The organism is Gordonia mangrovi (assembly GCF_024734075.1).
In the GTDB taxonomy this organism is placed as follows: domain Bacteria; phylum Actinomycetota; class Actinomycetes; order Mycobacteriales; family Mycobacteriaceae; genus Gordonia; species Gordonia mangrovi.
Genome location: NZ_CP102850.1, coordinates 4,573,464 through 4,595,264, shown reverse-complemented (window position 1 = coordinate 4,595,264; position 21,801 = coordinate 4,573,464). Strand labels below are relative to the sequence as shown.

Below are 21,801 nucleotides of genomic sequence, written 5' to 3'. Positions count from 1 at the left end.
TCCGCCTCGCTCAGAGGGACTCCACCAGTCGCGCGACGACGTCGTCGGCGGTGCCGGTGTCGCTGTATCCCGAGGCATGCCGATGGCCGCCGCCGCCGCGGGCGGCTGCGATGGGCACGAGGTCGACGGTGCGCTTGGAGCGCAGCGACACCGTCCACTCGCCGGGCGCGGTTTCCTTGAATACCGCGGCGACTTCGGCCTCCACCGCGGTGCGCACGAGGTCGATGACGCTCTCCGACTCCTCCCAACTCATCGCCGAGAGGATGTCGTGGGAGACAACTGCGTAGACGATGCCCTCGCCGTTGCAGGCGTGCGGATCGAGGCGTGCGCCGGCCAGCACCGTCGACACCATGGAGAACCATGCGAACGGGTGGCTGTCGATGAGCGCGCGGCTCCATGCCCGCCCGTCGACGCCGGCGTCGAGCAGTCGGGCGGTGATCCGGAACGAATCGGGGCGGGCCCACCGGAACGAACCGGTGTCGGTGACCACCCCGGCGTACAGGCAGGTGGCGATGTCGGCGTCGAGCTCGATCCCGAGGTCGTCGAGCACCGCCAACACCAGCACGGCGGTGCAGTCGGCCGACGGGTCGATCAGATCGTGGTCACCGAACCCGTCGTTGGACGCGTGGTGATCGATCGTCACCGAACAGTCGGCGGCCGAGAACACCGGCGCCAGCTCGTCGAGCCGGCCCAGGCTGGCGGCATCCACCGACACCACCACCGGGTGCCCGACCACCTCGGCGGCCGGCACCAGCAGCTTGCTGCCGGGCAGTTCACCGAGAACCGCGGGCAACGCGACGGTGTCCGGGAAGGCCACCTCCACCTCGGCCCCGAGCCGGGTCAAGGCCAAGCCGAGCGCCAGCCCGCTGCCGATGGTGTCCGCGTCCGGGCGGACGTGGCAGAGGATGGTCACGGCGGGCGCACCGCTCAGAGCGCCGGCGACCGCCTTGCTGGTCGCGGCCGTCACTCCTGGGAACCGTCCTCGTCGGCGGGTTCGTCGTCGCTGCTGCGGTAGGGGTCGGCCTCACCCGCGGGGGTGGCGGTCGCCGCCTGTCGTGCCACCAGTTCGTCGTTGGCGCGGGCGCGGGCGACGAGTTCCTCCATCTGGCGCGCGGCATCGGGCACGGTGTCGAGCACGAAGGTCAGCGTCGGGGTGAACCGCACCCCGGTGCCGGCCCCCACCTTGGAGCGGAGGATGCCGGTGGCCTTTGCCAATCCGGCTGCGGCGGCATCGTAATCCGGTTCGGCGTCGATGGATTCGCCCATCACGGTGTAGAAGATCGTCGCATCGTGCAGATCGTTGGTGACGCGTGCGTCGGTGATGGTGACGTGGGCGAGCCGGGGGTCCTTGATCTCGGTGCCGATCGCCGAGGCGACGATGGACGAGATGCGCTTCGCCAAGCGGGCGGCTCGTGCCGAATCAGCCATGATTGGTCCTTTCCACTGGGAAACTACTCCCCTTCGGTCTGTATGCGCAGCGGCGCGCAGACCGAAGGGGAGATGGGTGGTCGCGGTGGACTCAGTCGCGCGGCTTCTCCTGCAGTTCGTAGCTCTCGATGACGTCGTCGACCTTGATGTCCGTCGACGACGTCATCGATCGTCAGTCGCGCGGCTTTTCCTGCAATTCGTAACTCTCGATGACGTCGTCGACCTTGATGTCGCTGTACGTCAACGTGAGACCACATTCGTAGCCTTCGCGGACCTCGGTGGCGTCGTCTTTCTCACGCCGCAACGAGGCGATCGACAGGTTCTCGGCAACGACCACGTTGTCGCGGAGCAGGCGGGCCTTGGCGTTACGCCGCATGATGCCCGACTGGACCAGGCAGCCGGCGATGTTGCCGACCTTCGACGACTTGAAGATGGCCCGGATCTCGGCGCGGCCGAGCTCCACCTCTTCGTAGACCGGCTTGAGCATGCCCTTGAGCGCGCTCTCGATCTCGTCGATGGCCTGGTAGATCACCGAGTAGTAGCGGATGTCGACGCCCTCGCGGTTGGCCAGCTCGGTGGCCTTGCCCTCCGCACGGACGTTGAAGCCGATGATGATCGCGTCCGACGCCGCGGCGAGGTTGACGTTGGTCTCGGTGACACCACCGACACCGCGGTCGATGACCCGCAGCGAGACCTCGTCGCCCATGTCGATCCCGAGCAGAGCCTCTTCGAGCGCCTCGACGGTACCCGAGTTGTCGCCCTTGAGGATGAGGTTGAGCTGGCTGGTCTCCTTGAGCGCCGAATCCAGGTCTTCCAGGCTGATCCGCTTACGGCTGCGAGCCGCCAACGCGTTGCGCTTGCGCGCGTTGCGCCGGTCGGCGATCTGCCGGGCGGTGCGGTCCTCCTCGACGACGAGCAGGTTGTCGCCTGCGCCGGGCACCGACGTGAAGCCGATGACCTGCACCGGACGCGATGGCAGCGCCTCGGCGACGTCGTCGCCGTGTTCGTCGACCATGCGGCGGACACGACCGTAGGCGTCGCCCGCGACGATCGAGTCGCCGACCTTGAGCGTTCCGCGCTGGACCAGCACCGTGGCCACCGGGCCACGGCCGCGGTCGAGGTGGGCCTCGATCGCGACACCCTGGGCGTCCATGTCCGGGTTGGCCCGCAGATCCAGTGAGGCGTCGGCGGTCAGCAGCACCGCTTCGAGCAGTGCGTCGATGTTGTCGCCCTGCTTGGCCGAGATGTCGACGAACATGGTCTCGCCGCCGTACTCCTCGGGGATCAGGCCGTATTCGGTCAGCTGACCGCGGATCTTCGCCGGGTCGGCGCCTTCCTTGTCGATCTTGTTCACCGCGACCACGATCGGCACGTCGGCCGCCTGGGCGTGGTTGACCGCCTCCACCGTCTGCGGCATGACGCCGTCGTCGGCCGCGACCACGAGGATCGCGATGTCGGTGGCCTTCGCACCGCGGGCACGCATGGCGGTGAACGCCTCGTGACCCGGGGTGTCGATGAACGTGATCAGGCGGTCGTCGCCGTTGAGGTGGGTGTTCACCTGGTAGGCACCGATGTGCTGGGTGATGCCGCCGGCCTCCGCCTCACGGACGTTGGCCTTGCGGACGGTGTCCAACAATCGGGTCTTGCCGTGGTCGACGTGACCCATGACGGTGACCACCGGCGGCCGCTGCTCGAGATCCTCTTCGCCGCCCTCGTCCTCGCCGTAGGACAGATCGAAGCTCTCCAGGAGCTCGCGATCCTCGTCCTCCGGGCTGACGACATGGACGGTGTAGTTCATCTCCGAGCCGAGCAGCTCCAGCGTCTCGTCGTTGACCGACTCGGTGGCCGTGACCATCTCGCCGAGGTTGAACAACGCCTGGACCAGCGATGCCGGGTTGGCGTCGATCTTGTCGGCGAAGTCCGACAGCGAGGCGCCACGGGCGAGCCGGATGGTCTCACCGTTGCCGCGCGGCAGCCGGACACCGCCGACTGCCGGTGCCTGCATCGAGTCGTATTCCTGGCGCTTCTGACGCTTCGACTTGCGGCCCTTGCGGGGTGCGCCGCCGGGACGACCGAAGGCACCGGCCGCGCCACCGCGACCACGACCGCCGCCGCCACCGGGGCGACCGCGGAAGCCGCCACCGGGAGCTCCGCCGCCGGGTCCGCCACGGAAGCCGCCGCCTCCGCCGCCGCCACCGCGGCCACCGCCACCACCGGGTCCGCCGCGGCCGGGACGTCCGGCGTCCGGACGTGCGGCACGGCTCGGCATCGCACCGGGGCTGGGGCGCGGGGGCATGCTACCGGGGCTAGGACGAGGTCCACCCTGACCGGGCGCGGGACGACCGCCACCCTGACCTGGGCGTCCACCGGCCCCGGGACGACCACCGCCGGGTCGCGGGCCACCCTGCCCCGGTCCGGGGCGGGGTCCCTGCGGCCGCGGAGCGGGCGTCGGTGCAGACGAGTACGGGTTGTTGCCGACCCGCGGCGCACGTGGGCCGGGCTTGGGGCCGGGACGCGGTCCGGGCCGGGCGGCGGGGGCGCTGCCGGTGTCCTGCGCGGCAGGCGCCGTCGGCTTGGGTGCCGGCGCGGGCTTCTGCTTTGCCGGGGACGGCGTCGGCGCGGGTGTCGGAGCCGGCGCCGGAGTGGCGTTGGCCGCCGTCGCCGGAGTCGGCCCCGGAGCGGGTGCACCGGGCTTGGGGCCGGGCCGAGCCGGCCCGGGCTTCGCGCCGGAGCCGTTGGCTCCGGGTTTGGGGGCACCGCCGGGTTTGGGCGCCGACTTGCCGCCGTCCTTGGCCCCGGAAGACTTGGGGAATGATTCGCGGAGTCGACGAGCCACGGGGGCCTCCACCGTCGACGACGCGGATTTGACGAACTCGCCCTGCTCCTTCAGACGCTCGAGCACCTGCTTGCTCGTCACGCCGAGTTCTTTGGCCAGTTCATGCACGCGGGCCTTGCCTGCCACTGCTCTCCTCACTTGGAGGTCGAGCGGGCTGCCCGCTACGACCTCGGTTTACGTCCGATACGCGCTCATCGTGGGTTCTTCACGGTGTGCTCATGTCTTCTGCTACCTGTTCCGGCCGTTACGGCCATCTTCTTCGGTGATCTCACCGATCGCTTCGGCGAGGTCGTCGGGGTCCACGGTCAGACCGGGCACCCGCAGTGCCGATCCGAACGCCTTTCGTCGCACCGCCGCGGACACACAGTCCCGCCGCGGGTGCAACCAGGCGCCTCGTCCCGGCATGGTTCGCGCGGTGTCCACAACCACCTGTGGTGGATCGTCGCCCTGTCGGACGGCAACCCGAACCAAGTCGGTTGCTTCGGCGCGCTGCCGACAGCCGACACACATCCGGACCGGCCCGGGGCGGGCGAAACCGTCGTTCCGGGTTCGGTCCTGGGGTGGTGTCAACAGTCTTCGCTGAACCATCGATCAGTCTAGCGCGCCATAGGTGTTCTCGGACAACCGGCTGCTCAGTCGGCGTGCGAGACGCCCGACCGGCCGCTGTGCGCGGCCGGCGGCGCCGGATCGGCATCGGAGCGGATATCGATCCGCCAGCCGGTCAGCCGGGCGGCGAGCCGGGCGTTCTGGCCTTCCTTGCCGATCGCCAACGACAGCTGATAGTCAGGGACCACGACGCGTGCCGCCTTCCCGGCGAGATCGACGACCTCCACAGAGACAACCTTCGCCGGCGACAGTGCATTCCCGACGAACACCCCGGGATCGGTGTCGTAATCGATGATGTCGATCTTCTCGCCCGCCAGTTCGCTCATCACATTGCGCACTCGCTGTCCCATCGGACCGATGCACGCACCCTTGGCGTTGAGTCCGCTCACTCCGGTGTGCACGGCGATCTTGGAGCGGTGTCCGGCCTCGCGGGCGACGGCGACGATCTCCACGGACCCGTCCTCGATCTCGGGCACCTCGAGCGAGAACAGCTTGCGCACGAGATTCGGATGGGTACGCGACAGGGTGATCTGCGGCCCTCGAGATCCCCGCGAGACCCCCACGACGTAGCACTTGATGCGATCACCGTGCTCGTAGGTTTCGCCCGGCACTTGCTCGGCGGGCGGAATGACCCCCTCGGCGCTGTTGGCGTCGCTGCCGATCTGCACCACGATCATCCCGCGTGCGTTGGCCCGGGCGTCGGCCTGCACGACGCCGCCGACGATCTCACCCTCGTGGGTGGCGAAGTCACCGAAATTCTTCTCGTTCTCCGCATCGCGGAGGCGCTGCAAGATCACCTGGCGTGCCGTCGTGGCGGCGATCCGGCCGAAGCCCTCCGGGGTGTCGTCCCACTCGTGGACAACGACGCCGTTGTCGTCGAGTTCCTGCGCGAGCACTCGCACCGCACCGCTCTTGCGGTTCACGTCGATGCGGGCGTGCGGTGCGAAGCCGTCGGTGTGCCGGTAGGCCGTCAGCAGGGCGGTCTCGATCGCGGTGATCACCGTCTCGATGGAGATGCCCTTGTCGGCCTCGATCATCCGCAGCGCGTTGATGTCGATGTTCATCTGGCGGTTCTCCTATTCATTTGTGGCTCCTATTCACTTGTCGGGCCATATTCACTTGTCCGATTTGATTGTGCGCAGTTTTGATTGTGCGCAGTGTTGATTGTGCGTAGTTCCATGCGATTTGTGAATGCGCCGGTGGCGGATGTTCGGTCAGGACGCCGCGCGACGACGTGCGATCTCGTCGGCATCGAGGCCGCACAACTCGAGCTCGGCGACACTCGGGCGGGAGAAATCGACGCCCACCACGGCGTTGGTCACCGATGTCAGCACCACCCGGGTGCTGCTCAGGCGTCCACGGTTGTTGACGACGATCTCGACCGCGTCGTCGTCGACCGCACCGACCCGGCCGCGCAGGTGCGCCGCCGCATTGTCGGCGTCGGCGAAGTCGACGGTCACCTTGCGGCCCGCGGCGCGGCGCCAGTGGCGAGGCAGCGTGAGCGGACGATCCACGCCGGGTGAGGTGACCTCCAGCACGTAGGCGGCATCGGCGGTCTCCGGCGCCTGGTCGAGGATGTCGGAGAGCTGCCGGCTGAGACCGGCGAGGACGTCGAGCTCGCCACCGCCGTCGCGGTCGACGACGATGCTGAGGTCGGTCCGGCCGGCGGAGTGGGTGAGGTGTACGTCCTCGAGGTCGAAGCCCTGGGCGGCCACGACCGGTTCGACGAGTCGGCGCACCTGGTCGGCGGTGAGCGGCACGAGCGCCTCCTGGTCTTCAGTTGTCGCGACGAATGCGGTGGACATGAGCACGGCGGTCACCGACCGCTCGTGTGCAGTGGACCATCGTAGACCATTGCGGCCCAGACGAGGAGCGGCTGACCGGCGCATGCTCGCACGCGGCGCATCTGCTGGCATCATGTCTCGCGTGACCACACCCCTCCCCCGCCGTACGGTCCTGCGCGGCAGCCTGGTCGTCGTGGCCGGCGGCGTCGCGGCGTCCGCGGTTGCTGCCTGCGACCGGGGGCCGACACCGGACCAGATCACCGCGGCCGCACTGGCACCCCTTGCCGATGCAGCGCTGGCCGATCAGGCTGCTGCGCGGGCGCTGGCCCCGCAGGTGCCGGAGTACACCAACGCTCTCGGCGTGGTGGCGGACCAGCGCGGCGAGCACGCACAGGTTCTGCGCGAGGAGATCACCCGACTCGACGAGCGCACGGCCGCACGCATCGGCGCCGCGGGAGATTCGGGGTCGACGACACCGTCGCCCGCGGCCACGTCGACGCCGGCCGCACCCACCCCCACGGTGTCCACGGTGGCCGGGATGCGCGGTCTGTTACAGCAATCCGCACGCACCGCCGCGGACGCGACGGTGTCGCTGAGCGGCTACCCCGCCGGGCTCGCCGGGGCGATCAGCGCCGCGGTGACCAGCATGGCGGAGGTACAACTCGGATGACCGCGACCACCGACGCGCTGGCCGCCGCCGTCGACACCGAGAACGCAGCGATCTTCACCTATGGCGTGTCGACCGCGTTCGTATCCGCCGCACGGCGCCCGACCGTGGCGGAATATGTTGCTGCTCACCGAGTTCGCCGCAATGCACTGGTGGCCGCGCTGACCGCTGCGGGAGTGGCCGCACCGGAGGCGGCCGCCGGATACACCCTGCCCGTCGATGTCGACGATTCGGTGACCGCGGTCCGCGCTCTGCTGGCGGCCGAAGTCGACTGCACGGTCGCCTATCGCGCGCTCATCGAGCAGGCCGATGACGCCACAGCGCGTCGCGCGGGACTCGACGGCCTCACCGAATCGTCGGTGCGCGCCGCCAATTGGCGTGTGGCATTGCGCGACTCACCAGTCACCGTCGCCTTCCCCGGGCGCGCCGGCCACCCATGACGCGCACCCGCTGCGCATCCGCGCATGTCGCGACGTGCGCGGACGCCGATCGCGTGCGCGGATCGATCCGTCGTCGGCGATCACCTGACCCGGCGACCACGCCGACCACCTACCGCGCGGCGTCCGTCACCCGTGCCACCGCGTCGTCGACAGGCACCTCGGTGGCCTCACCGGTGAAGCGATCCCGGATCTCGATGGTGCCGTTGGCATATCCACGACCGACCACCACCACGACGGGCATGCCGAGTAGTTCGGCGTCCTTGAACTTGACACCGGGTGATGCCTTGCGGTCATCGAGCAGCACCGACAGTCCGGCTGCGTCGAGGTCGTCGGCCAGCTGATGGGCGCCCGCGATGGCGGCCTCGTCCTTGTTGGCGATGACGAGGTGGACCGAATACGGCGCGACCGACCGCGGCCACCGCAGACCCTTCTCGTCGTGGCACTGCTCGGCGATCACGGCGACCAGTCGTGAGACACCGACGCCGTAGGAGCCCATGGTGAGGCGCACCGGCTTGCCGCTCTCGCCCAGCACGTCGACCTCGAAGGCGTCGGTGTACTTCTGGCCGAGCTGGAAGATGTGACCGATCTCGATGCCCTTGGCCGACACCAATGAACCCTTGCCGTCTGGGGACGGGTCGCCGTCGCGGACCTCGGCCGCCTCGATGGTGCCGTCCGGGGTGAAGTCGCGTCCGGCGACGAGGTTCACCACATGTCGGCCGGGTTCGTCGGCACCGGTGATCCAGGAGGTTCCGTCGACGACCCGCGGGTCGACGAGGTAGCGAACGCCGTTGGCGGCGAGGCCGCGCGGACCGATGTATCCCTTCACCAGGAACGGATTCGCGGCAAAGTCCTCCTCGGTCAGCACCTCGATCTCGGCGGGCTCGAGCGATGCCTCGAGTCGCTTCATGTCGACTTCGCGGTCGCCGGGGACACCGATCCCGGTGATCTCCCAGTCGCCGCCCGGCTGACGCACCTTGACCATCACGTTCTTCAGCGTGTCGTGGCCACCGAAGGTGCCGTCCAAGGTGTCGTTGGCCCACTGCACGAGGGTGTCGATGGTCGGGGTGTTCGGGGTGTCGTGGACCTGCGCCTCCGGCAGACCGTCGAACGGGATCGGCTCGGGTGCTGGGGTGATCACCGCTTCCACGTTGGCGGCGTAGCCGGATTCGACGCACCGAACGAAGGTGTCCTCGCCCACCTCGCTCTCGGCGAGGAACTCCTCCGAGGCGCTGCCGCCCATCGCCCCGGACGTTGCCGCGACGATCACATAGTCGACCTCGAGGCGCCGGAAGATCTGCTGATACGCCTCACGATGGGCGTTGTAGGCCTTCTTCAGACCCTCGTCGTCGAGGTCGAACGAGTAGGCGTCCTTCATCACGAATTCGCGGCCTCGCAGAATGCCGGCACGCGGGCGCTCCTCGTCGCGGTACTTCGTCTGCACCTGATACAGGATCACCGGCAGGTCCTTGTAGGAGGAGTACTCCCCCTTCACCAGCTGTGCGAACAGTTCCTCGTGCGTGGGTCCGAGCAACATGTCGGCACCCTTGCGGTCCTTGAGTCGGAACAGGTTGTCGCCGTATTCGGTCCATCGCCCGGTGGACTCGTAGGGATCGCGCGGCAGCAACGCCGGGAGCAGGATCTCCTGGGCGCCGATCGCGTCCATCTCTTCGCGGACCACCTGCTCGACGGCACGCAACACACGCAGACCCAGCGGCAACCAGCTGTAGACGCCGGGTGCTGCACGGCGGACATAGCCGGCCCGGACGAGGAGCTTGTGGCTGGGGACCTCCGCGTCGGCAGGATCGTCACGGAGAGTGCGCAGGAACAGCGTCGACATGCGAGTGATCACAGGTGACCAGCTTAGACGTGCCATGCTGAGGCTCGTTATGGTGTTGCGGTGCTCGTCATCCTGCCTCCCTCCGAGACCAAATCCGACGGCGGCCGGGGCGCCCCCCTCGACATGGACACCCTGGCGTTTCCGGAGCTCAATCCCATCCGCAAACGCATCGCCGAGTCGCTCGTGGAACTCGCCGCCGATCTCGACGCCAGCCGCACCGCACTCGGGTTGGGCCGGACCCAACTGGCGGAGGTGGACCGCAACGCCGACCTGTGGCTCGCGCCCACCCGGCCGGCGATCGAGCGCTACACCGGCGTGCTGTATGACGCCCTCGACCATGCCGGCATGACACATGCCCAGAAGACCAAGGCGACCGAGCGGCTCGCCATCGGATCGGCGCTGTTCGGCGTGGTCCGGGCCGGCGACATGATCCCGGCGTACCGGTTGTCCGGTGGTTCCAAGTTGCCCGGGATGCCGACGCTGGCGTCGATATGGAAACCGGAACTCTCGAACAGCCTCGACGCCGTCGACGATTTCGTCGTCGACCTCCGCTCGGGTGTCTATCAGCAACTGGGTCCGGTGCGCGGAGCGGTGACCGCGACGGTGGTGACCGAGGGCCCGGACGGATCACGAAAAGTGGTGAGCCACTTCAACAAGCACTACAAGGGGCGGATGGCCCGGGAGTTCGTCCGCACCCGGCGAAACGTTCGCGACATCAACGCGCTGGCCGCGGTGTTGGCCGATGCGGGGCAGCGGGTCGAGATCGCCGCCCCGGACCAGATCGTCGTACTGACCGACTGAGAGCGCGCCAGGTCGGAGGCGCGTCAAAGCAGGTCGGCGATCAGATCGGCGGCGCGGGCCGCCCCGTCGGTCTCCACCGGACGGTAGCGGACCTGCGCATGCGCGGTCTCGACGATCGCCGCGGCCAGGAGTTCGGGTTCGCACGCATCCTCATACGACATGCATCGGCCCGCCCCATAGCGGTCCAGGCGGTGTGGAACGTGGAAGTTCTGCTCGAAGTGGTTGCGCAGCGGCACGTAGATGAACGGCCGGCCGGTTGCGGTCAGTTCCATGCAGGTGGTCAGACCACCCTGGACGACGGCGAGGTCGCAGGCGGCGAGGTAGCGATGCAGGTTCGGCAGATAGCCGCGAATGCGTAGACCGGGGTTGCCCTTCTCCGGGTGCCGGAGGAGCGTGTCGGGATCGATCCGCGGCCCGCACACCACCAGAAAGTGCAGTGCGGGGGCCAGGCGGCGGGCGCACGGCACCGCCTCGATCACCCGTTTCAGCAGCGTCGTGCCGACTCCCGAGCCGCCGACGGTGACCACACAGAGCAGGTCATCGGCACCCAGACCCAGGTCTGCCCGCAGCCGTGCCGACTCCTCCTCGGCCGGAGGCGTGAAACCCGAGACGTAGCCGGAGAAATCGAAGTTCTGCACCGTCCACTCCCGGATCCCCGGCAGCCCGGGGCCGAACGATGCATCCACCACGTCATCGGGGTTGCCCACGAAGATCGACCGGTCACGCATCCGCCGGTACCGTGCGCGCTGCTCGATCATCTCGGCGTTGTAGTCGGCGGTCAGGGCCGCCTCGTCCTCCCCGCCCGAGGCCATCGGCAACCAGCCGACGAAGTCGGTCAGCCACGCGAACGAGAACCGCTTGAGTTCAGGATTCTCGTGCATGAAGTAGTCGACATCCCACGCCTCGTCCCCGATCACCACGTCGTAGGGCGTCTCGGTGGCGACCTCGTCGAACACCATGAAGTTCTGCACCAGCGTCTCGTCCATCCGACGGATCGCCTGAAATGCGTTGAGGTCGTGGTCGGCGCACTCGTCCTCGATGTGGCGTGACTCGCTGGCCAGCCATCGCGAGGCCGGGTGCACCGTTTCGCCGGCAGCCCGGAGGACCCGAGTGACCGGGTCCTGGGCCAGCCAATCGATCTGCAGGTCCGGGTGACGCGCACGCATCTCCGTGGCGATCGCGAGGTCCCGCCGCACGTGGCCCAGCCCGATCGGTGAGGACAGGTACAGCGCGCGGCGGGGACGCTGTCGCGAACGTGTCCACGTGGTGGGGGCGGCAGTTCGCTGCGGCGGCTGCAGCCGGTCGGCGAACTCGCGGATCAGGTGGTTGGTGCGGACCGGCTCACGGTTCGGCACCCCGTGCCCGACGCCGTCGAGCACCTCCAACGATCCCCCGGTCAGCTCGGCCACCACCCGGCCGAACTCCGGTGGACGAATCCGGTCCTCGCTGCCGTGCACCACGAGCACCGGACAGCTCACCCCCGCGCAGAGCGGCTCGAGCGCAGTCGCGGTGGACCCGTGCAGGCCGAGTCGGCCCGCGACGGTGTCGGCGAGTCCGTCCGGGGTGTTGTCGGCGGCCCAGGCGACGAAATCTTCCCGCTGCTTGGTGGAGTGGGGCTCGTGGTATACCGACCGCGCGAAGAACCGGATGTAATCCGGCAACCCACCCTCGCGCCAGTAGTGCTCGTTGTACCTCGCCCATCCCCGCACCGGTTCGCCACGTTCCCCGCGGACGGAGAACCGCAGCTCCGGAGGCAGATCGTAGAGCCCGCACGACGCGCCGATCGCGACGATGCCGGTGACCCGGTCGGGTTGGTCCGCGGCCACGTGCAGCGACCACGCCACCCCGCACGAGAAGCCCACCAGCAAAGCCTGATCGGTGCCGGTGGCATTCATCACCGCGATGGCGTCCGCGGCGAACTCGGTATCGGCGTAGGCCGCGGCGCCGGCCGGCCGGTCGGACCGTCCCGACCCCCGGCCATCGAAGGTCACCACGCGGTAGTGCCGGGCCAGGTAGGGCACCTGGAACTTCCACACGCGCGAATCGATGATCGACCAGGTGGGCATCAGCAGGACGGTGGGACGGTCGGCCTCGAAGACGTCGTAGGCCAGCCGGACACCGCCGCGATCCACCGTCCCCGTCCGGTCGGCGGGGCGAGGACGATGCCGGGCCACTCCGGGCGGATGCCCGGCCGGAGGACAATCTCCTGCCTGCATCGACATCGTCCCACCTCCTGCCGGCATCGCTTCCGATCTCTCGTCGCACCAGAGCGATGTCGCGTTCGTCGTGTTCGCCGTCTTCTCAGTGTCCACCCGTGCGGCCCGGACGTCACGGCCTCCGGGTCACGGCCTGACCTCGAACACCTGGTGGAACGGCGTCTGCGCGACCCGGTCGAACCGGGTGAACCCCGCTGCGGTGGTGACCGCTCGGATTCGGGCGGGTCCGGCCTGGGTGCCGAGCGCGAGCCCGACGTCCTGTGACAGCGATGCCGGTGTGCACAGCAGGGTCGAGAATCCGTAATAGGCGCGCCCGACCGGGTTCAGGTTGTCCTCGACATGATCTCCGGAGAGTGGTTCGACGACCATCCAGGTGCCATCTGCGGCCAGGGCCTCCCGCACATGCGTCGCCGCGCCGACCGGATCGCCCATGTCGTGCAGGCAGTCGAACATCGTCACCAGGCCATAATCGCGACCGGTGAACTTGTCGGCCGCGGCGACCTCGAAGCGCACCCGATCACCGACGCCGGCCTCCTCGGCACGGTCGCGGGCGATCGCGATCGACTGGGGGTGATAGTCGATGCCGACGAACGTCGAGGCGGGAAAGGTCTGGGCCATCAGGATGGTGGACGCGCCGTGCCCGCATCCCACGTCGGCGACAGTGGTACCCGAGGTGAGTCGGTCGACCACCCCGGTCAGCGCGGGCAGCCATTCGGTGACGAGGTACGCGTGGTAGCTGGGCCGGAAGAATCGCTCGCACCCGTGGTGGACGTCGGTGTTGTGTTCGTGCCAGCCGACACCGGCGCCGTCGCGGGCGGCCGCGATCACGTCGGACGTGTCGTGCACGGTGCCGAGCGCGATCTGGAAGAGCCCGGGCAGGAATGCGGGGCTGCTCTCGTCGGTGAGGGCGACGGCGTGCTCGGCCGGCAGCGTGTAGGTCGCGGTGTCCGGGTCGTAGGTGACGAAGCCTCCCGCCGCCTGGGCGTTGAGCCACTCGCGCGCGTAGGGCTCGCCGGTGCCGGTTCGCTCGGCGAGCCCGGCTGGGGTACTCGGACCGTGGGCGGCGAGGTCGCGGTAGTAGCCGAGCTTGTCGCCCGCCACCACGAGAGCGGTGTTCAGGGTGGCACCCACCTCGCCCACCGCCCGGAACACGAACTGCATGAGTGCGTCGGGGTCGATCTCGGCGATCGTGCCGGTCGAGTCGTCTGTCGTGGTCATGTCTGTTCTCCTCTGGATCGATGGTTTCTCGAACCTACGAAGCCCGGGTGCCCGACCGCGTCCGGTGACCCCCCTGGTCGTGCATCGGGACCTAGACTGGGTGGTTGGTGATAGGCCGCGAACACGAGCAACAGGTGATCGATCGGCTGGTGTCGGCCGCTCGGATCGGCACCAGCGGTGTGCTCGCGCTCACCGGCGAGCCGGGCGTCGGCAAGACCGCACTGCTGGGGTGGACGGAGAGTCGGCTCGACGGCTTCCGGGTCTTGCGGGCCACCGGCACCGAACCCGAACGCGAGGTCCCGTTCGCGGCGTTGCTCACCGTGCTGCGACCGACGCTCGACCTGCTCGACACCATCGCCGCACCGCAGGCCCGCGCGCTCGCCTCGGCACTCGCGCTCGAGGAGGGCGGGGCCGGTGACCGCTTCGCGATCGGCGCGGCCACGCTGAGCCTGTTGTGCCGCTACGCCGACAATGGCCCGGTCGCGGTGTTGCTCGACGATCTGCAACTGATCGACGCACCGTCGGTGGACGCCCTGCTGTTCGCGGCCCGCCGACTCAGTGCGGACCCGATCGCGGTCCTGGTGGCCGGCCGGGAGGGGGAGGTGGACGATCTGGTGTCCGGCGTGGACACCCTGCACCTGACCGGACTCGACCTGGCCGGGGTCCGTGGCCTCGTCGACGACCTTCTGACGACGCCGGTGAACGAGGACTGGGTGCTGCGCCTGTACGAACTGACCGACGGAAATCCGCTGGCCGTCGCCGAACTCGCCGAGAGTCCTGAAGCCCTTCCCCCACCACCGTCAGGTGTCCCGGCCGCGCTGTCGGCTCACCTGGTCGACGCGTTCGTCCGCCGACTCCGTCCCCTTGACGAGACCGCGCGCTCGGTGCTGCTCGTCGCGGTGGTCTGCAACGGTGATCTCCGGCTCACCGGACAGGTCTGCACCGCGCTGGAACTGGACGTCGCGCAGCTCGCCTGCGCTGCCGACGCCGGCCTCGCCCAGGTGGTCGGCGGTGAGATCACCTTCCGACACCCGCTGTTGCGCTCGGCCGTCTATCGCGACTCGCCACCGCAGCGGCGCCGAACCGTGCACGCCGCAGTGGCCGCCGCCCTTCCTGACGAAGACGTCGACCGTCGGGCGTGGCACCTCGCCGAGGCACTGTGGGCGCCCGATGCCGAAGCCGCGGCGCTGCTGCACAGTGCCGGCGAGCGGGCCGCGGAGCGGTCCGCGTGGGCGGTGGCGTCGGCCGCCTACGAGCGTGCCGCCCGGCTGAGTCCGGACTCGGCCGACGCCACCGACCGCTTGCTGACCGCGGCCGCGAGCGCCTGGTCGGCCGGACTCAGTGCACGTGCGCTTGCCCTGCTCGACGAGTTGGACCTCGACCGGCCGGACGGGTCGCCCGGACACGCGACGCCGCTGCCGGCGCTCGAGCTGCGGGCAGTGATCGCGGCGCGCAGTGGTTCGCTGCGAGTGGGCATCACCCTGCTGGAACAGGCGGCGATGGCCAGCGAATCGGCGGATCTGCGGGCTCGGCTACTGGCCGAGGCGGTGCACGCAAGCGCCTTCCTGGCCGACGGTGCGGTGGCGCGCCGACTCGTGGCGCCCCTGGGTGCGGCGGTCGCCGCGGCCACCACCACCCGCGCGCGGGCGATGGGAACGGTCGCGTCCGGCATGGCCCAGGTGTTGGCGGGTACCGGTGGCATCACCGAGTTGCAGGACGCCATGCCGTTGTTGACCGACAGCCCGGATCTCCGCGATGACGAGGACAGCGTGTCGTGGCTGCTGTACGCCCCGCTGTTTCTCCGTGACGCCGACACCGGGCGCGTCCTGCGCGAACGGATCGAACAGGCCCGCACGCGAGCCGGAGTGGGCGTCTTGCCGGGCCTGTTGTTCCAGGTGGCCCGGGATGGTGCGACCTCCGATTCCTGGCGGCGGGCCGCCGCGGACTACACCGAGGGGATCCGCCTGGCCCGCGATACCGGGCAGACCACCGAGCTGGCCATGAATCTGGCCGGCCTGGCCTGGCTGCAGTCACACACCGGGCAGGCGATCGACTGCCGGTCCCACGCGCACGAGGCGATCACCTTGGGCCGTGATCGGGAGATCCGCACCGCGGAGATCTGGGCCCTGCTCGCGCTCGCCGACCTCGCCGTGTGCGGCGACGACGCGGACGAGACGATGCGTCGGCAGCTCGCGGTGGACCAGATGCTGGCCGAACGGTCCGTGGGCGACCCCGACCTCTCGCCGCGTCCGGATCTGGTCGAAACCCTTCTGCGTCTCGGCCGCTCCGAGGAGGCGGCCACCATGGCCGGGCGCTTCCTGGCCGTCGCCGACGCCAAAGGCCGGCCGTGGTCGCGGGCCCGCGCGCGCAGGGCGTGCGCGCTGGTCGCCGATGATTTCGACCAGCCCTTCACCGAGGCACTGGCGTTGCATCACAACACCCCGGACACCTTCGAGACCGCCCGGACCGAGCTCGCCTATGGCGAGCGCCTGCGCCGGGCCGCCCGCCGTGTGGAGGCCCGCGGGCATCTGCGTCGTGCGCTGTCGATCTTCACCGAACTCGGCGCCGAACCGTGGGCCGACCGCGCGGCCACCGAACTCGACCTCACCGGAGAGCGGGTGACGACCCGCCCCCTCGGCGGTGTCGCGGCGCTCACGCCGCAGGAATTGCAGGTGGCGCTGCTGCTCTCCGACGGGCGCACCACCCGGGAGGCCGCCGCGGCCTTGTTCCTTAGTCCGAAAACCGTCGAATACCACCTGCGCAAGGTCTACCGGAAACTCGGCATCCGCTCGCGTGGCGAGCTCGCCGAGATCGTGTCATCCACGAGGTGAGGACTCGGCTCGAGTGAGTGCGCGGCCGTCAGTGTGCGCCGTGGTCGTCGACGTCGAGATTGGCATTCGCCGCTTCCTGCGCCGCCTGGCCTTCCGCGACTTCCGCCGGGGTGAACCGCATGAACAGCACCACGACGGCAGCGAGCACCGCGATACCGGCGCAGCAGGCGAAGGCGAGCCCGTAACCGCTGGCCTGCGCGGCGAGCTCGGTCGGGTTCATCCGTTCCACCGGCTCGGTGGTTCCGCCTTCGGACAAGGCCCGGGAGGTGACCGCGGCTCCCACGGCCACCAGTCCGATCGCGCCACCGAGGTTCTGTGCGACCTGGGCCAGCGCGGTGAGTGGGCCGATCTCGGTGGGGCCGACACCGGCGACCACCGACAGCGTGAGCGGGATGACGGCGAATCCGACACCGAAACCGATCACCACCACGGGCAGCGCGATGCTCGGGAAGTATCCGGGGCTGCCGGTGGCGATCGACGATGCGTAGAGGCAGCCGGCCAGGATGATGGTGCCGCCGACCAGCACCAGCCAGCGCGGCTGGATGATCAGCGCGAGTTTCGACGCGATGGCGGCCGCGATACCCAACCCGAACGCGAACGGCACCACGGCCATCCCGCTCTGGATCGGTGAGTATTTCAGAATCCCCTGCAGGTACAGCGAGATGAACACCGCCATACACATCATGATCATGCTGGCGAGGAAGATGGCGACCAGGGCAGCGACGCGGCTGCGGTTGTCGAACAGGACGAACGGCAGGATCGGGTTCGCGGCCTGCCGTTCGACGATGACGAACGCGATCAAGGCCAGACCGCCGAGAATGAACGACCCCACGACCAGTGGACGCGCCCACCCGTCGGGTCCCTCGTTGACCGCCAGCACCAACAGCGTGCAGCCGAGTGTCCCGAGGATCGCACCGGGGATGTCCAACGACAGCCGCTCTCCCTGCGACTCACGCAATACCGCGATCGCGCCGACCGCGACGAGCGCCCCGATCGGGACGTTGATCAAGAACACCAGGCGCCACGACACCTGCGTGAGGACGCCACCCAGGATGAGCCCGGCGACCGAACCCACACCGGTCATCGCGGCGTAGATGGCGAACGCCTGGCTGCGCGCTTTTCCGGGCGCGAACGTCGTCGCGACCAACGCCATCGCGGTCGGGGCGGCGATCGCGGCCGACGCCCCCTGTAGGGCTCGTCCGATGATCAGGCTCGCCTCGTTCCAGGCGATGCCGCACAGCAGCGAGGTGACCGTGAAGGCCACCACGCCGACGACGAACATGCGTTTGCGCCCGAACGCGTCGCCCAGGCGTCCGCCCAGCAGCATGAGTCCGCCGAACGCGAGAACGTAGCTGCTGATGATCCAGTTGGCGCCGGACTCCGAGAGCGCCAGCGCGTCGCGGATCCTGGGTAGTGCGAGGGCCGCCACGGTGCCGTCGAGCACCATCAGCAGCTGCATCCCGCTCAGCACCAGGATCGCGGGCCCGAAGACGTTGCGATAGGCCGGCACGGCGGCGTGCACGGGGCTCGACGTCTCGGGGGCTGACATAAAGGTCGACGGTACCGTCCGGCGACCCGAATATGCCAATCCCCGTTGGGCAGTTCCGGCTCTGGTGCGCGGCCGGCGTTTCGGGCGTCACACCATTGGTGTCACGGTCCCTGATGTCACATCGCCAAGTCCGTGAATCCGGCGACCTCGCCGATGACGACGATCGCCGGCGGCCGCAGCCCCTGCTCGTCGGCGGTGGCCGCGGCATGCTCGAGATCGCTACGCAGAACCCGCTGCGTCGGCAAGGATCCGTTCTCGATCATCGCCACCGGCGTCGCGGGCGGCTTGCCACCGGCCAGCAGGGCATCGGCGAACACGTCGACCCGCTCGACCGCCATCATCAACACCAATGTCCCGCGCAATCTCGCGATCGACGGCCAGTCGATCAGCGAATCGGGATGATCCGGGGCGACGTGACCCGAGGCGATGACCACCTCATGGGTCACCCCACGATGGGTGACCGGGATACCGGCCGAGGCCGGCGCGGCGATCGGGCTGCTGATGCCGGGCACCACCGTCACCGGCACGCCGGCCTCGACGCAGGCCTGCACCTCTTCGAAACCGCGACCGTACACATAGGGATCGCCACCCTTGAGCCGCACCACGAACTTGCCCGCCTGCGCGCGCTCCACCAGGACGGCGTTGATCGCGTCCTGCTTCATCGCGCGGCCGTAGGGCACCTTCGCCGCGTCGATGATCTCCACCTGCGGGCCGAGTTCGGCGAGCAACTGCGGTGGCGCCAACCGGTCGGCGACGACGACGTCGGCCTGAGCCAACAGCTTCTGGCCGCGCACGGTGATCAGGTCGGGGTCGCCGGGGCCACCGCCGACCAGCGCCACTCCCGGGGCGTGCGGCGCGTCGTCGTCGACCCGCAGCGATCCCTCGGCCAGCGCCCGACCGATCGCGGCACGCAGGGCCGCCGACATCCGGTGGTCACCACCGGCGAGCACCCCGAACTGCAGATCCCGGTGCCGTCCGGACGCGGGGGTCACCGCCGTGCCGTAGCGCGCGTCGTCGGCGCGGACACAGAAGGTGTGTCGGGCCTCGGCGTCGGCAACCACCTGCGCGTTGACCGCAGGGTCATCGGTGCAGGCCATCACGTACCAGGCCCCGTCGAGATCACCGTCCTGATAGGCCCGATGCGACACCGAGATACCGACCGTGGACTCGACCGCCGGGGTGGGGTCGAGCGCGATCACATGGATGTCGGCGCCGGCGGCGATGAGATTCGGCAATCGGCGCTGGGCCACCGACCCGCCGCCCACGACCACCACGCGGCGCCCGGCCAGGTCGAGACCGACCAGGTAGTGACCACGTGGGTCATCGGTCGGTGATTGTGCGGACGGGGACGCTTCGGTTGCGGGACGGGCACGTTCTTCACCGTCGGACACGCCTGAGGACATGACCCACGAGCCTACCGACCCCTCGACGCGTCGCGTGCCGGTGCCGGTCGAGAGGCCCGGCCGCACTCAGTCCGGAAGTCGACCGGTGCGCCGGGTGCGCTCCCACACGTCGGCGACCGGGATGCCCAGACGATGGGCCGTCGACACCAGCAGCTGCGCGAGCAGGACCGACGTGGCGTACTCCCCGGCGGCCGGGTCGTCGGCGTGGCTGCGGATCGTGTTCCACCAGCTCACATTGCCGCAGCTGGCCGCCTCGGCCATGGCGATGGCGGTGTCGAAGCCGGTGATCGGTGCGTCGGGTGCGGCGTCAAACGTCGAGGCGCCGGTCTGGTCGATGACGGTCATGACCGCGTCGCCGAATCGACACCGCGTGCGCGCTGCCGGAGTAGCGCCCGTTCCCGCGATTCCTCGAACTTGCGGACCTTCACGTCCATCTGTTCGAGGAATTGTCCGAGCAGGTCGCGATAGTGCTCTCCGAGCGGACCGAAATCGTCGCGTTCGAAGATCCGCCACTTGCGCAGCACCGGCATCACCACCTCGGAGAGATGCTGCGGCAGGTCGTAGATCCCGCCCTTGGCGATGAGCACGGCGTTGCGCCGGAAGTTGGGCATCGTCGCGCCGGGCATCTGGAAGTTGGCGACGATGCCGTAGATCGCGGCCATGGTCTGGTCCGGCACCAGGTCGAGCGCTCCGGCGACGATGTTGCGGTAGAAGAGCATGTGCAGGTTCTCGTCGGCGGCCACTCGCTGCAGCATGCGGTCGGCGATCGGGTCCCCGCACGCCTTGCCGGTGTTGCGGTGCGACACGCGCGTCGCGAGTTCCTGGAAGCTGACATAGCTGACCGCGTAGAGCATGTCGAAGCTGTGGTCGCGCTGACCGTCGTCCTCCGGCAGCGGGTTGAAACCGTGGGTCATGTGCGCCATCCGGATGTTCTCCAACTCCACCGGATCCACACCGCGGGTCACCACCAGGTAGTCGCGCATCACGACCGAATGCCGCATCTCCTCGGCGGTCCAACGGCCCACCCAGAAGCCCCACGCGTCGTCGAGGCTGAAGTTCTCGGCGATGACGCGGTGATACGACGGCAGATTGTCTTCGGTGAGCAGGTTGGTGATCATCGCGGCCTTGGCGGTCTCCGACAGCTGCGACTGGGACGGATCCCAGTCCACACCGCCGAGCGCGGCGAAGTTGCGGCCGTCGTCCCACGGCACGTAGTCATGCGGATGCCAGTCCTTGGTCATCTTCATGTGCCGGTCGACCTCGGTCTCACACACCGGCAGCAACTCGCGGAGCAGGTCCGACCCGGACATCCGGTTGTCGGTCACCGCGGGTGGGTCGATCAGGCTGGTCATCGCTCTCCTCGTGTCGCACGGATATGACGTCGCGATCCACGATGCTCGGTCGCCCCGGGCGTCTCGTGGGCCGAAAGTCCCGTTTGTGATGAGTCGCTGGTCGCCGGATCGCCCGACTGCTGCACTCAGGGCGCTGCGGTACCGTCACACCATGCCTGCCGAGGTCCCGACAGAAGACGCCGCCCAGCCGACGCGCGTGTACCTGGTCGACGACCACGAACTGGTGCGTCGCGGACTGCGCGATCTGTTGAGCACCGCGCCCGACCTCGAGGTGATCGGTGAGGCGGCGTCGGTGGGTGAGGCGAAGGTCGGCATTCTCGCCGCGGTCCCCGATGTGGCGGTCCTCGACGTCCGCCTCCCCGACGGCAGTGGCGTGGAACTCTGCCGCGACATCCGGGCCGCCGAATCGTCGATCGCGTGCCTGATGCTGACCAGCTACGCCGACGACGACGCACTGTTGGCGGCGGTCCTCGCCGGAGCCTCCGGTTTCGTGCTCAAGCAGATCCTCGGCCACAACCTCATCGAGGCGGTCCGCACCGTCGGCGCCGGCGGCTCACTGCTCGACGACCGCAGCACCGCGGCCCTGCTGACCAAACTCCGCACCGGCAACGCCCCCGCCCAGGATCCCCTCGCGGACCTGACGCATCAGGAGCGGGAGGTGTTCAACCTGATCGGCGACGGACTCACGAATCGGCAGATCGCCGAGCGCATGTATCTGGCGGAGAAGACGATCAAGAACTACGTCTCGCGCATTCTGACCAAGTTGGATATGCAACGCCGCACCCAGGTGGCGGTCATGGCGACCAAGCTGCGTGACGGCCGGACGCCCTGAC

At 69.1% G+C, this 21,801-nt stretch carries 18 protein-coding genes; 5 read left to right on the top strand and 13 right to left on the bottom strand.

Annotation, left to right across the window (positions count from 1 at the left end):
* Positions 1-10: 10 nt before the first annotated feature.
* From NWF22_RS20850 to rimP, 6 genes are all read right to left on the bottom strand, one after another.
* Positions 11-967 carry a DHH family phosphoesterase gene (locus NWF22_RS20850; protein WP_160902579.1) on the bottom strand — a complete coding sequence of 319 codons (957 nt, stop codon included), beginning with the start codon at positions 965-967 and terminating at the stop codon, positions 11-13.
* Positions 964-1,428, bottom strand: coding sequence for a 30S ribosome-binding factor RbfA (gene rbfA / locus NWF22_RS20845; protein ID WP_160902580.1), 465 nt, complete (start codon positions 1,426-1,428; stop codon positions 964-966). The genes NWF22_RS20850 and rbfA overlap by 4 nt, the downstream gene beginning before the upstream one ends.
* 172 nt (positions 1,429-1,600) lie before the next feature.
* Positions 1,601-4,390: a translation initiation factor IF-2 gene (gene infB / locus NWF22_RS20840; protein ID WP_160902581.1), complete on the bottom strand. Its 2,790-nt coding sequence runs from the start codon at positions 4,388-4,390 to the stop codon at positions 1,601-1,603.
* Between the two features lie 102 nt (positions 4,391-4,492).
* The gene (locus NWF22_RS20835; protein ID WP_160902823.1) at positions 4,493-4,774 is read right to left on the bottom strand and encodes a YlxR family protein; all 282 of its coding nucleotides are present in this window, start codon (positions 4,772-4,774) and stop codon (positions 4,493-4,495) included.
* A 122-nt stretch (positions 4,775-4,896) separates the two neighbouring features.
* On the bottom strand, positions 4,897-5,934 hold the full coding sequence (gene nusA / locus NWF22_RS20830; RefSeq protein ID WP_160902582.1) for a transcription termination factor NusA: 1,038 nt from the start codon (positions 5,932-5,934) through the stop codon (positions 4,897-4,899).
* 150 nt (positions 5,935-6,084) lie between these two features.
* Positions 6,085-6,630 carry a ribosome maturation factor RimP gene (gene rimP, locus NWF22_RS20825; protein WP_160902824.1) on the bottom strand — a complete coding sequence of 182 codons (546 nt, stop codon included), beginning with the start codon at positions 6,628-6,630 and terminating at the stop codon, positions 6,085-6,087.
* Between the two features lie 157 nt (positions 6,631-6,787).
* Here rimP and NWF22_RS20820 point away from each other — a divergent pair, with 157 nt between their 5' ends.
* Together NWF22_RS20820 and NWF22_RS20815 are read left to right on the top strand one after the other, a co-directional pair.
* Positions 6,788-7,324 carry a hypothetical protein gene (locus tag NWF22_RS20820; RefSeq protein ID WP_160902583.1) on the top strand — a complete coding sequence of 179 codons (537 nt, stop codon included), beginning with the start codon at positions 6,788-6,790 and terminating at the stop codon, positions 7,322-7,324.
* Positions 7,321-7,761 carry a ferritin-like domain-containing protein gene (locus NWF22_RS20815; RefSeq protein WP_160902584.1) on the top strand — a complete coding sequence of 147 codons (441 nt, stop codon included), beginning with the start codon at positions 7,321-7,323 and terminating at the stop codon, positions 7,759-7,761. The genes NWF22_RS20820 and NWF22_RS20815 overlap by 4 nt, the downstream gene beginning before the upstream one ends.
* A gap of 109 nt (positions 7,762-7,870) precedes the next feature.
* On the opposite strand, the gene NWF22_RS20810 is transcribed toward NWF22_RS20815, so the two are convergent.
* Positions 7,871-9,598 carry a proline--tRNA ligase gene (locus tag NWF22_RS20810; RefSeq protein ID WP_160902825.1) on the bottom strand — a complete coding sequence of 576 codons (1,728 nt, stop codon included), beginning with the start codon at positions 9,596-9,598 and terminating at the stop codon, positions 7,871-7,873.
* Between the two features lie 60 nt (positions 9,599-9,658).
* Between NWF22_RS20810 and yaaA the strand changes: the two genes are divergently transcribed.
* Positions 9,659-10,399 carry a peroxide stress protein YaaA gene (gene yaaA / locus NWF22_RS20805; RefSeq protein ID WP_160902585.1) on the top strand — a complete coding sequence of 247 codons (741 nt, stop codon included), beginning with the start codon at positions 9,659-9,661 and terminating at the stop codon, positions 10,397-10,399.
* A 23-nt stretch (positions 10,400-10,422) separates the two neighbouring features.
* Here the strand turns inward: yaaA and NWF22_RS20800 are convergent, their stop codons facing one another.
* Positions 10,423-12,621 (bottom strand): alpha/beta hydrolase, encoded by a 2,199-nt coding sequence (locus tag NWF22_RS20800; RefSeq protein ID WP_233751175.1) that lies wholly within the window; start codon positions 12,619-12,621, stop codon positions 10,423-10,425.
* A 120-nt stretch (positions 12,622-12,741) separates the two neighbouring features.
* The gene (locus NWF22_RS20795; RefSeq protein WP_160902587.1) at positions 12,742-13,833 is read right to left on the bottom strand and encodes a class I SAM-dependent methyltransferase; all 1,092 of its coding nucleotides are present in this window, start codon (positions 13,831-13,833) and stop codon (positions 12,742-12,744) included.
* Between the two features lie 107 nt (positions 13,834-13,940).
* Here NWF22_RS20795 and NWF22_RS20790 point away from each other — a divergent pair, with 107 nt between their 5' ends.
* Positions 13,941-16,664 carry an ATP-binding protein gene (locus NWF22_RS20790; protein WP_202398608.1) on the top strand — a complete coding sequence of 908 codons (2,724 nt, stop codon included), beginning with the start codon at positions 13,941-13,943 and terminating at the stop codon, positions 16,662-16,664.
* 28 nt (positions 16,665-16,692) lie between these two features.
* Here NWF22_RS20790 and NWF22_RS20785 read toward each other — a convergent pair whose 3' ends face one another.
* From NWF22_RS20785 to NWF22_RS20770, 4 genes are all read right to left on the bottom strand, one after another.
* Positions 16,693-18,213, bottom strand: a complete 1,521-nt coding sequence (locus NWF22_RS20785; RefSeq protein WP_160902589.1) for a DHA2 family efflux MFS transporter permease subunit — start codon at positions 18,211-18,213, stop codon at positions 16,693-16,695.
* Between the two features lie 116 nt (positions 18,214-18,329).
* Positions 18,330-19,616, bottom strand: a complete 1,287-nt coding sequence (gene cobA / locus NWF22_RS20780; RefSeq protein WP_160902590.1) for a uroporphyrinogen-III C-methyltransferase — start codon at positions 19,614-19,616, stop codon at positions 18,330-18,332.
* A 66-nt stretch (positions 19,617-19,682) separates the two neighbouring features.
* Entirely contained in the window at positions 19,683-19,961 is a 279-nt protein-coding gene (locus tag NWF22_RS20775) for a hypothetical protein (protein ID WP_160902591.1), read from the bottom strand.
* Positions 19,958-20,968, bottom strand: coding sequence for an acyl-ACP desaturase (locus NWF22_RS20770; RefSeq protein ID WP_160902592.1), 1,011 nt, complete (start codon positions 20,966-20,968; stop codon positions 19,958-19,960). The genes NWF22_RS20775 and NWF22_RS20770 overlap by 4 nt, the downstream gene beginning before the upstream one ends.
* Before the next feature lie 151 nt (positions 20,969-21,119).
* Here NWF22_RS20770 and NWF22_RS20765 point away from each other — a divergent pair, with 151 nt between their 5' ends.
* Entirely contained in the window at positions 21,120-21,800 is a 681-nt protein-coding gene (locus NWF22_RS20765) for a response regulator (RefSeq protein ID WP_160902593.1), read from the top strand.
* Position 21,801: the final 1 nt, after the last annotated feature.

Bases quoted from the DNA above. Each gene is read 5' to 3' on its own strand.
- NWF22_RS20810 (WP_160902825.1), bottom strand. From the start codon at position 9,598: ATGTCGACGCTGTTCCTGCGCACTCTCCGTGACGATCCTGCCGACGCG.
- NWF22_RS20815 (WP_160902584.1), top strand. From the start codon at position 7,321: ATGACCGCGACCACCGACGCGCTGGCCGCCGCCGTCGACACCGAGAAC.
- rbfA (WP_160902580.1), bottom strand. From the start codon at position 1,428: ATGGCTGATTCGGCACGAGCCGCCCGCTTGGCGAAGCGCATCTCGTCC.
- NWF22_RS20795 (WP_160902587.1), bottom strand. From the start codon at position 13,833: ATGACCACGACAGACGACTCGACCGGCACGATCGCCGAGATCGACCCC.
- NWF22_RS20835 (WP_160902823.1), bottom strand. From the start codon at position 4,774: ATGTGTGTCGGCTGTCGGCAGCGCGCCGAAGCAACCGACTTGGTTCGG.
- NWF22_RS20765 (WP_160902593.1), top strand. From the start codon at position 21,120: ATGCCTGCCGAGGTCCCGACAGAAGACGCCGCCCAGCCGACGCGCGTG.
- NWF22_RS20770 (WP_160902592.1), bottom strand. From the start codon at position 20,968: ATGACCAGCCTGATCGACCCACCCGCGGTGACCGACAACCGGATGTCC.
- nusA (WP_160902582.1), bottom strand. From the start codon at position 5,934: ATGAACATCGACATCAACGCGCTGCGGATGATCGAGGCCGACAAGGGC.
- NWF22_RS20775 (WP_160902591.1), bottom strand. From the start codon at position 19,961: ATGACCGTCATCGACCAGACCGGCGCCTCGACGTTTGACGCCGCACCC.
- NWF22_RS20820 (WP_160902583.1), top strand. From the start codon at position 6,788: ATGTCTCGCGTGACCACACCCCTCCCCCGCCGTACGGTCCTGCGCGGC.
- NWF22_RS20800 (WP_233751175.1), bottom strand. From the start codon at position 12,621: ATGTCGATGCAGGCAGGAGATTGTCCTCCGGCCGGGCATCCGCCCGGA.
- cobA (WP_160902590.1), bottom strand. From the start codon at position 19,616: ATGTCCTCAGGCGTGTCCGACGGTGAAGAACGTGCCCGTCCCGCAACC.
- NWF22_RS20785 (WP_160902589.1), bottom strand. From the start codon at position 18,213: ATGTCAGCCCCCGAGACGTCGAGCCCCGTGCACGCCGCCGTGCCGGCC.